This is a genomic window from Microcystis sp. M049S2, from assembly GCF_020245625.1.
GTDB lineage: Bacteria > Cyanobacteriota > Cyanobacteriia > Cyanobacteriales > Microcystaceae > Microcystis > Microcystis ichthyoblabe_A.
Genome location: NZ_JADBUN010000226.1, coordinates 1 through 9,505, shown reverse-complemented (window position 1 = coordinate 9,505; position 9,505 = coordinate 1). Strand labels below are relative to the sequence as shown.

Here is a 9,505-nt window from a genome sequence, read left to right as displayed (position 1 = left end):
TGAACGCTTATAACGGTAGTCATCATCGGCATTACCGGGGCTAACAATTTCTACAACTAAGAGGGGAGGAAATTCAATCACTGCTGTGGTCATATTTCTAATCTCTTGACATTGTTCGGCAGTTAAAATCATTAAGTCTGGGATTCTCGATTTAGCTTTATCGGTGCGAATTCCCACCGTAGCGGGCATAACTTGCCAGTCTAATTGTAGCCTCTCTATTTCCCTTTCTAACACCTTAAATATATATCTAAGTATCAAAGCATGAAAGCCACTAGCGGGAGGCATAAAAATTAATTCTCCGTTAAATAATTCGTATTTATTATCTGTGGAGTCACGATAATTTAAATATTCTGCAAAGGTATATAATTTTTGTTGGGTAGCAACCATAATAATCTCTAAAAAAAACTTAATTTAATTTCCTTTTTGAGGATAGATATTGCCTTTAATCCCCCCTCAATAAGGGGGTTAGGGGGGAACTGACAATTTTTAACACCTAGCTTTTTACTTAAGATTCGATATCCTCAACTTTTTTGGGAACCGTTGCAGTTAAAACCTCATTTCCTGTGGCAGTAACTAACACATCATCTTCGATACGGATACCGATACCTCGCCATTTTTCTGGCACTTCCGGCTGTCCTTCAGCAGGTTTAATATCGGGGGCGATATAAATACCCGGTTCCACGGTTAAAACATGACCAGGCTGCAAAGTCTGCCAAGTTTCTTCGTTAACTTTATAACCTCCTGCATCATGGACATCTAATCCTAACCAATGACCAGTTCTGTGCATATAAAAAGGCTTATATTTTTCCTCTTTAATTATCTCATCAATATCGCCGACCAATAGCCCTAAATCCACTAATCCCTCCACAATTGTCCTCACGGCCGTGTCATGAAAAAGATTATAAGGATTACCGGTTTTTACCACTTCAATCGCCTTTAATTGAGCTTCCAGAACAATTTCATAGATAATTTTTTGTTCGGGGGTAAATTTACCATTAACGGGAAAAGTGCGGGTAATATCACCGTTATAGTAATTGTAGGCACAACCGGCATCAATTAACAAAAGCTCATTTTCTTGTACTTGGCGATTATTGTTGATATAGTGCAGAATACAGGCATTAGCACCACTAGCAACAATAGAAGGATAAGCTGGACCCATACCCCCTTCTAGGCGAAAAGTATGCTCGATTTCCGCTTGAATTTGATACTCGTAGTGACCAACTTTGGTAAATTCTCTGGCCCGATTATGTGCCTGGGCTGAAATAGCAGTTGCTTTGCGAATATTGTCCAATTCGGCCTCGGTTTTCAGTAAGCGCAAAGGATGGAGAATAAAATTAGTATCTTCTAAAGCAGTCGGTCCGGTGCCGCGACGGGGAAAAGTGGCGATTAATTTTTGCCAGTGCCTGAGAACATTTGTATTAAAAGTTTTGTCCCGGCCGAGATGATAATAAATTCGGTCGGCTTTTTCGAGATATTGGGGTAATTTTTCGTCCAATTCTTGGATAGAATAGGCCTCATCAGCCCCAAAAATCTCCTTTGCTCCTTCCACACCGTGGAGATAGCCGGTCCAGGTTTCTTTTTCTGGGTCTTTTGGCTGCACGAACAGGATAAACTGATGTTCGGGGTGATGGGGTGCTAAAACCGCCACCGCCTCCGGTTCATTAAATCCTGTCAGGTAAAAAAAGTCACTATCCTGACGATAGGTGTATTCTACGTCATTGTGCATGACCACCATGGGCGCACTGCGAAAAATTGCGGTTCCATTGCCGATTTTTTCCATTACTTGCTGACGACGGTGCTGAAACTCTCTGCGATCGATGCCCATAGATATTCCTAAAAATGTCACAATAAGTCCTAGAGTCTATTATCGCTAATCTTTTTAATTTATGACCCCTGAAGAACCAGATTTTTCCCAAGATATCATCGAAAGGCGCGAGTTTACCCTAGCAGATTTTATCGCTCAAGAGGGGGCGGATTTCCTCAAAGGGGAATCTCCTGTCCCCAAATTAGTGCAAGTTACCACAGAGATTAAACAATTTATTGCCGCTAATTTAGGGGATTCTTCGGGAGCTTTGCAGATAATTTTACAGCTTATCGTCGATGAAGAATTAACAAAAGTCAGTCAAAATTTAGATAATCCCGTTCAAGCTTTAGAGTTAATCCTAGAAGAAATTTTAGACAATCAAGAATTACTCTATGAATTAGTACACCGAGTCGATGTGAAATGGGGACAATTATACGGGGAACGTCCCTATTTTCAAAAACCCCATCAAAAACCCCACCCTGAAGACGAATACACCCACAATTCCGTCAGAGATAAGTTAGTCAGTTTATTAGCCAGATTAGAAGCAGATAAGTAGTAGAGTCTATAGCAGTTAGGCTCTCTTATTCTTTGTGTTATGAGTTTAACTTATATAGGAGCGATCAATCTTTGTGTCCTTTGTGTCTTTGTGGTTTCTCCCATAGGAGACTCCGAGACGATTCAAGATATGCCTTATCTTCACGAAAAACTCTGTATTTTCATTATTTCTTAGTCAACAGAGACTAACAGGACTGACAAGGAGTATCTATCCCTAGACAGACAACCGGGGGTCGGTCAGAGGTGAAGATAGGTGTAAGATCAAAAAATTCTCCGATAAATGTTGCCCTATCCCCCGCGTGCCTACCTATTCCTACTATACCGCCGATGTTTTTAGCGATCGCATTTTTGGTGGTAATCCCCTGGCGGTTTTTCCGGAAGCGTCTGGATTAACCCGCACCCAGATGCAAAAAATCGCCGCCGAATTTAACTTCTCGGAGACAGTCTTCGTTTTTCCGCCAGAAACGCCCCAAGGCACTAAAAAAGTCCGGATTTTCACCCCCAGTACCGAGTTACCCTTTGCGGGCCATCCTACCGTCGGCACAGCCTATATTTTAGCCCTAATCGGCGCTATTCCCCCCTACCAAGAAACCACGATTTATCTGGAGGAAGGAGTCGGTTTAGTACCGGTGAAAATTATCATGGAGGGGGAAAAACCGGTCTATAGTGAGTTAAAAGTGGCACAATTGCCAGAATTAGTGACGGATACTTATGCTTTCGATGATTTAGCGGCGATTCTGTCCCTAAGCGTTGCCGATTTCTTACCCGGTTATCCCCCCCGGTCTTTTTCCTGTGGTCTTCCTTTTTTATTCATCCCCGTCAAAAATCGAGATATTTTAGGGAAAATAAAACTAAATCTAACTCTCTGGTCATCATTATTAGGCCAATCCCCCGCTAATTCCCTTTTTGTCTGCTGTTTTGACCCAGAATCACCCCAATCTCGTCTCTATGGCCGAATGTTTGCCCCCGGTTTAGGAGTTATGGAAGATCCCGCCACCGGTTCGGCTGTGGCCGCTTTAGCGGGCTACCTAGGGGCCTTAGAATCTTCTAGGGAAGGGATGAATCAATGGACGATAATCCAAGGAGTGGAAATGGGCAGACCCAGCAGTTTACAATTAAAGTTTCAGAAAAACAACCGTAAAATTACGGAAGTTTCTGTGGGTGGTGCATCAGTTCTAGTCTGCCAAGGTAAGATGATAATTCCCGATGGGGAAACAAAAAGCCCTACAAAAGGGTTATTGTGATTATTATTCCCTGAAATCGGTGAGAAACAGGAAAGGATTAAAATTTTGGACTGGTATTATTTAATCGAAACTCTCTATATAGAGAAGAAAAAAGCTTAATCCCGCAAAAAAGCGAGAGGATAACTCATATTCTCAGCAAAGCCCAAGATACCTCCATCTCGATGCTCATAGAGTAAATTTCCTTGACTATCAAACAAAAAAGTCCCTCCCCGTTGGGTGAGATAACTACTATCGGGGACATAGGTTGACCAATTGCCCAAAACTTGAGTCATATTACGGAGTCTCAGGGTGGCTAATTCAAAAGGTCGCTGAAAACCTTGACCCCCGGCAAGATTGAATAGGGAACCCCGGAAAGCTGGTAAAGGCCGCGCTTGTATTGTTTCCTCCTCGGCAATTAATTGGGGGGCTTTGCGATCGCCAAGATAACCCCGCAGCACTTCGGCCAGAGTCCCCGGACTACCCACACCCGCACACATCAAAATTAGATTTAACCAGGAATTTTGTCCGGGAGAAAATCTCGGTAATTTTAACGATAAACCGCGATAAAGTCGTAATAAATCGTGTAATTCAGCTTTGGGGTCAACAAAAAGCCAATCTTGCCGAAATTTCGTATATTCAGCGAATTTTAAACCTGAATTGCGATTGCCGATACCGATGGCACGAATGGTAATCCCGGCATTTTGCCAAAGGGCCGCCTCTTTTTCTAACCACCAAGCATATTCGAGACTGTCAAAATCTCCCAATTGCGGCCAAACAAGAATTAAAAGACGTTTATAGTCGGCACAATCGCTTAAAATTGGCACTATTTGCCCATCGCTGACCCTTTGGCGTTGAATTGTTGAAAATATTTCATATATGCTGCTCATAGATAAATTTCTCCTAATAAAACCGCCTCTTTTGCTCCCGTGACTTTCGGTAAATTACCGGGGAAATCGTGCCAGCGCCAATAGGCCAAAAGGGCAAAAGCGATCGCTTCTTTAAAATCGCTATTTAATCCTACCTCATCGGTGGTCAAAAGCTTGACATTTGACCCCAAATGTGCTAGAAGTCGTTGCCGCAGGTAGGCATTACGAGCGCCACCACCGCAGAGCAGCACTTCCGCAGGCATTTCTGGCAAAAAGGTTTGATAGCTGTGGGCGATCGAAATGGCGGTTAAATCGGTTAAACTAGCCAACCAGTCGGCATCACTGAGGGAATAAGCTTGGGCATCCCGGTGCAATTGGGCTAGATAGGCGGGACTAAATAACTCTCTGCCGGTGGATTTAGGGGGATATTGTTGAAAATAAGGCTCCTGTAGCCATTTATGAACTAATTCGGAGCAGGGTTGACCCTGGGCCGACCATTGACCGTTATGGTCGTAGGTTTGTTGGCCTTGGCTCAAAAATTGTACGGCCAAATCGATGAGGACGTTGCCGGGGCCGGTATCCCAACCGAAAATTTTTTGCTGCCAATTTTCCCTTTGTCGGGGGGGTAAATAGGTTAAATTGGCAATACCACCGATATTTTGGACGCAGCGGGCTTTGGTGGGGTGAGAAAGCAAATAAGCGTCAATTTTCGGCACTAGGGGCGCACCGTGACCAGCTTGCGCGATATCGGCAGCGCGAAAATTACTAATGGTGGGAATACTGGTGATTTTTGCGATCGCTGCTCCCCGTCCTAATTGTACCGTGTAACCGAGGCGATCGTTTGCGGGGGGTCGATGAAAAACGGTTTGACCGTGACTGCCGATTAATTGGGCTTTTGGGGCTTCTTTTTGGATATTTAAGGCGGCTTGGGCGAATTCTGCGGCGATGTCATCATCTAAGCTGGCTAAAGCTTCAATAGATAGCTTTTCTCCCCCACAAACTTGTAAAATTGTCTCGCGTAATCGGGGGGAATAGGGATAGGTTTCCCCTGCTAATAACTGCACCTGTGGAGATTCCACTGTACCGCTAATCTCCACTAAAGCGGTATCGATGCCATCCACCGATGTGCCACTCATTAAACCGATAACTAACAAGTTTTTTCCCTCAAGTGTCGATTGTTGATTATTTTATCCCCCCCCCGACAATAGTAACAATTTCTAATTTATCCCCCTCCTTGATTTCCGTGTTTTCCCAATACTGACGATGGAGGATTTCCCCGTTATATTCCACTGCAACTAACCGAGGATTCATGCCCAAATTTTCTAACATTTGCGGTAGTTTAGTTGCGGGTAAACAGGTTTGAGTTTTGCCGTTGATTTGCAAGGTTATTTCTGACATGGATTTGGATACGAACAAATGAATTAATCGGAGTATTTAGGAGACAGGAGGCAAAAGGCAAAAGGCAAAAGGCAAAAGGCAAAAGGCAAAAGGCAAAAGGCAGCTTTATTCTCCCCACACCCCACACCCCACACCCCACACCCTACACCCCACACCCCACACCCCACACCCCACACCCCACACCCCACACCCCACACCCTATCTCCCTACACCCCACACCCTACTTTAATTGGTCTAATAATTGTTGTGTCACCACATCGGGGTGCTGCGCTTCCATGATGGCCCGGACTACAGCTACCTGTTGCGCTCCTGCCTCTAAAACCTCTTTAATGTTATTACTATCAATACCACCGATCGCAAACCAGGGTAAAGGGCAATTTTCCCGCGCATAACGGACGTATTCCAATCCTGCGGGGGTTTTTCCCGCTTTGGTGGGGGTGGCATAAACTGGACCGACTCCCACATAATCGGCCTTTTCTTGGATTGCTTTGGCCATCTCTTGGGGATTAGTGGTGGACCGGCCGATAATTGCCGTCGGGCCGAGAAATTGCCGCGCTAGGGAAATCGGTAGATCCTGTTGGCCGAGATGAACACCATCGGCATGAATGGCCTTAGCAATATCAACGCGATCGTTCATAATAAATAAAGCATCATAACGGTGGCATAACTCACACAGTTTAGCGGCTTCTTCTAAACGAATGGTATCAGCGGCGGTTTTATGGCGGTACTGCACCAATTTTAAACTTCCTTTTAGGGCTAATTCAACGATTTCTAACAGATTTTCGGCGGGAGAAGTGACTAGATAGAGGGGAGATGCTTTCAGTTTTTCCAGAGGTGGCGAGATTAACAGTTTACTCTCTAGCTGATAAACCCGATAGCGCAGCTGTTTACAGGCTATCCCTAGCTCCAGATCATATAGTTTACCGTATTCTTCTAAAACCCTAAAAGCCTCCTGTACGCGAGCGAGATTTGCTTGCAGCAGTCCCTCGACAGTCTCCCGGATTTCTTCCCTGGGATGACTTAAATTTGTGCCGATATCGCCGGCTGTGTCCCGATGTAGTTTAAGATCGATCGAGTGCCAACTAGCTAATTGATGGCGCATTTCTTTACATTCTTGGGCTAAATCGGGATTATCTAAGCCAAAACGACACCATTCTTCGATAATTCGCAGTCCTTCTCTGGCGCGGTCAAGGTTAGCATCGAGAATCCGTTTAATCGCCGTGGTTTCTAGTTTCATTTGCCGTCAATGTAGAGTTATTATAGCCGTTAGCCGTCAGCTAAAATATTACTATTCTTGGCCCTTGTTCGGGGAACAGTAGAGGCGGCATCAGACAACTAAAAAGAGGGAGGAGAAACCCACGCCAAGGACAATTTTAAGCCGGGGGGAGATTCTTAAGCGCCCCTAGGTATTCCACCAATTGCCGATGATCCGGGTTATGTAGCGGGTAGAGACGATTGTAACAGATGGTGACGAGGGCTTGCAGATCGTCCACTAAATCCTCAGCTGCAATGGATTTCTGGGGTTGATTGAGGAGAATGACTTGGATTTTCAAGAAACTGCACAAACCCAAAATAAAATCATGACAAAAGCGGCCAACACTTTCTGGATGGGTTAAAACTAGACATTCCAACCCACCGTTACACATCATCTCTACTAGACGCATAAGATTAGGGCGATTGTGACTGACTCCGTTGCCGATATCGGTGAGAATTTCAAAGGGTTGACCCTGCTGACTACAAAAGTCTTCTAACGCTTTTATCTGCTCGTCTAATTGTGGTTTTTGTTCAGGTCGATTAACACGAGCATAGCCCACAATAAATCCAGTTTCTTGTACAGATTGTAAGATATCTCCCCGTCGAAATCGGCGATGACCGCCGAGGGTACGAATTGAGGCAATTTTCCCCTGTTGTTCCCAGCGCCGGAGGGTTTTAATGCTAACTCCGAGTAAATCCGAGGCTTCTCGAATAGTGATGAGGTTATTCATAGTATATAACTCGGTTTTAATTAAAGAAATTTATCGAGAGAGAATTGTCCAACTTTAGACAGTCGGTTGTCCACTTTTATATTGGTATCACCTTCCAGTGGTGATTTTGCATGAGTTAGGAAAATTAATCATCCCCCTTTAGATAGAGATGAGTAGGTAGGCGTTAAAAATTATCAGACACCCCCCTTATCAAGGCTATCGTGCGGGGTCCCTCGAAGGCTCTCCCCCTACTTAGGGTGATCAGCAAACCTGAGCTATAGTAACGGATTTTGTCCACAATGTAGGGGCGAACTGCGTTCGCCCAAAAGGTACATTATCAAAGCGCAAGTCCCTTAATTCTTATACAATTCCAGTTTTAACGATCAAAACTGTTAAGTTTTATACATTGTACCTATCTTGATTAAGTTTTGTAACAATTTGAGAGATTTTTTTTGAAGTAGAGCCTGTTTATTTGTCCAACTTTCACTAAAAATCTTGGGTATATTTGTCAATTTTTGGGCAGTTATTTTCAAGAAAAAACTGCTACAAATTGGACAAAAAAATAGATAAATATTGCTGAAAAAAGTTTTCTAAAACACTTGTTTTTTTTTGAAAAGTTTCGCTATAGTTCTGTCAAGTCAAATAAAAAGTTATCAGCGGGCTTAACGCTTGCCTAACTTCTTTTGAGGGCTACAGTACACACAATTAATACTGGATAATTCAGTTATGATGACAACCAACAAATTAACCAAAACCTTTGCTTCTGGCTCTCTAGCGATCGGGGTTCTCGCCGGTGTGGGTATCGTGTCTACTCCTGTTAACGCCGCTAATTTCGGGTGCAACCAAACAGTCTCCTTCACAAACCTTTTTAGTGGTGATGAAATTATTTGCAACACCAAGCGATATTTCAATTTCAGAGATTTTAGTTCTATCTCTAACGGTGCGACCACTCCTACCTTGGCGGATATAGCGGCTACAGTGACTAATCCATCGCATGGAGAATATTTTATTGATTTCCAATCTGCCTTATGGAGTGTAGGACCAGGCCAAAGCGTTGATACCGACTTTAAATACGACGTTGAAGCACTTTCTGGATGGATCACTTCGGTAGACCAAGAGCTAGTCGCTGCTGACGCTCGGGATGGCGGTAAACTCGTCATTCTCGATACGGTGACCTCCCCCTCCGATCCCAGTATTTTCATTACTTTGAATACTGAAATCGACTCAAGTATGACACCTCCAGTTGTTATGCCCAAAGATCAAAAGCCCGTAATCCCACCGCAAAAAATATTAACTAATTCCAAAGATATCGCTCTTGTAGGTGGATTAGGTCAGGCAGCGATGTCCGATTTCAGACAGTCGGTTCATCAAACCAAAGTTCCCGAACCGGGTACTATCCTCGGACTTCTGGCAGTGGGTGGTTTAGGATTGGTTTCCCGCTTGAAGAGACAAAAATAACAGTTACCAATGTCTCGTACACATTGATAACTGTGACGTTGAACAAGAATAGCTAAAGGTTAGATGCCCTGTTTGGTTTTCTAGCCTTTAGCTTTTTCTTAAGTATTGATTCTAACGCAAGTCAAGACCTGATTTTTGTTTTTACTCAACAGGTCGTTTGATCCCCCCTGCCCCCCTTGATAAGGGGGGTGCCGATCCCCCTTTATAATAAGGGGGGCATCTGATAATTTTTAACGC

At 43.9% G+C, this 9,505-nt stretch carries 10 protein-coding genes; 3 read left to right on the top strand and 7 right to left on the bottom strand.

The annotated features are described in order from the left end of the window. Window positions 1-387: Uma2 family endonuclease (locus IM496_RS18490; protein WP_287662880.1), on the bottom strand; the 387-nt coding region annotated here is incomplete at its 3' end. Window positions 388-505: 118 nt separating this feature from the next. Further along, window positions 506-1,825, bottom strand: coding sequence for an aminopeptidase P N-terminal domain-containing protein (locus IM496_RS18485; RefSeq protein WP_287662878.1), 1,320 nt, complete (start codon window positions 1,823-1,825; stop codon window positions 506-508). Window positions 1,826-1,886: 61 nt separating this feature from the next. On the opposite strand from IM496_RS18485, the gene IM496_RS18480 reads away from it, so the two are divergent. Further along, window positions 1,887-2,360 (top strand): hypothetical protein, encoded by a 474-nt coding sequence (locus tag IM496_RS18480; protein WP_104398242.1) that lies wholly within the window; start codon window positions 1,887-1,889, stop codon window positions 2,358-2,360. A gap of 298 nt (window positions 2,361-2,658) precedes the next feature. Beyond that, the gene (locus IM496_RS18475; protein ID WP_287662876.1) at window positions 2,659-3,603 is read left to right on the top strand and encodes a PhzF family phenazine biosynthesis protein; all 945 of its coding nucleotides are present in this window, start codon (window positions 2,659-2,661) and stop codon (window positions 3,601-3,603) included. A gap of 95 nt (window positions 3,604-3,698) precedes the next feature. Here IM496_RS18475 and IM496_RS18470 read toward each other — a convergent pair whose 3' ends face one another. The 5 genes from IM496_RS18470 to IM496_RS18450 form a co-directional block, all read right to left on the bottom strand. Further along, window positions 3,699-4,469 (bottom strand): peroxiredoxin-like family protein, encoded by a 771-nt coding sequence (locus tag IM496_RS18470; RefSeq protein ID WP_287662874.1) that lies wholly within the window; start codon window positions 4,467-4,469, stop codon window positions 3,699-3,701. Next, entirely contained in the window at window positions 4,466-5,602 is a 1,137-nt protein-coding gene (locus IM496_RS18465; protein WP_287662872.1) for an anhydro-N-acetylmuramic acid kinase, read from the bottom strand. Before IM496_RS18465 ends, IM496_RS18470 begins: the two co-directional genes overlap by 4 nt. A gap of 28 nt (window positions 5,603-5,630) precedes the next feature. Beyond that, a complete protein-coding gene (gene thiS, locus IM496_RS18460) occupies window positions 5,631-5,846 on the bottom strand; it encodes a sulfur carrier protein ThiS (protein ID WP_190537598.1) in 216 nt (71 codons plus the stop codon). 220 nt (window positions 5,847-6,066) lie between these two features. Further along, window positions 6,067-7,083: a thiamine phosphate synthase gene (locus tag IM496_RS18455; protein WP_287662870.1), complete on the bottom strand. Its 1,017-nt coding sequence runs from the start codon at window positions 7,081-7,083 to the stop codon at window positions 6,067-6,069. A 136-nt stretch (window positions 7,084-7,219) separates the two neighbouring features. Further along, the gene (locus IM496_RS18450) at window positions 7,220-7,831 is read right to left on the bottom strand and encodes an IS607 family transposase (RefSeq protein ID WP_287662868.1); all 612 of its coding nucleotides are present in this window, start codon (window positions 7,829-7,831) and stop codon (window positions 7,220-7,222) included. Between the two features lie 705 nt (window positions 7,832-8,536). Here IM496_RS18450 and IM496_RS18445 point away from each other — a divergent pair. Next, on the top strand, window positions 8,537-9,268 hold the full coding sequence (locus IM496_RS18445) for a PEP-CTERM sorting domain-containing protein (protein ID WP_194014393.1): 732 nt from the start codon (window positions 8,537-8,539) through the stop codon (window positions 9,266-9,268). The last annotated feature ends 237 nt before the right edge of the window (window positions 9,269-9,505 follow it).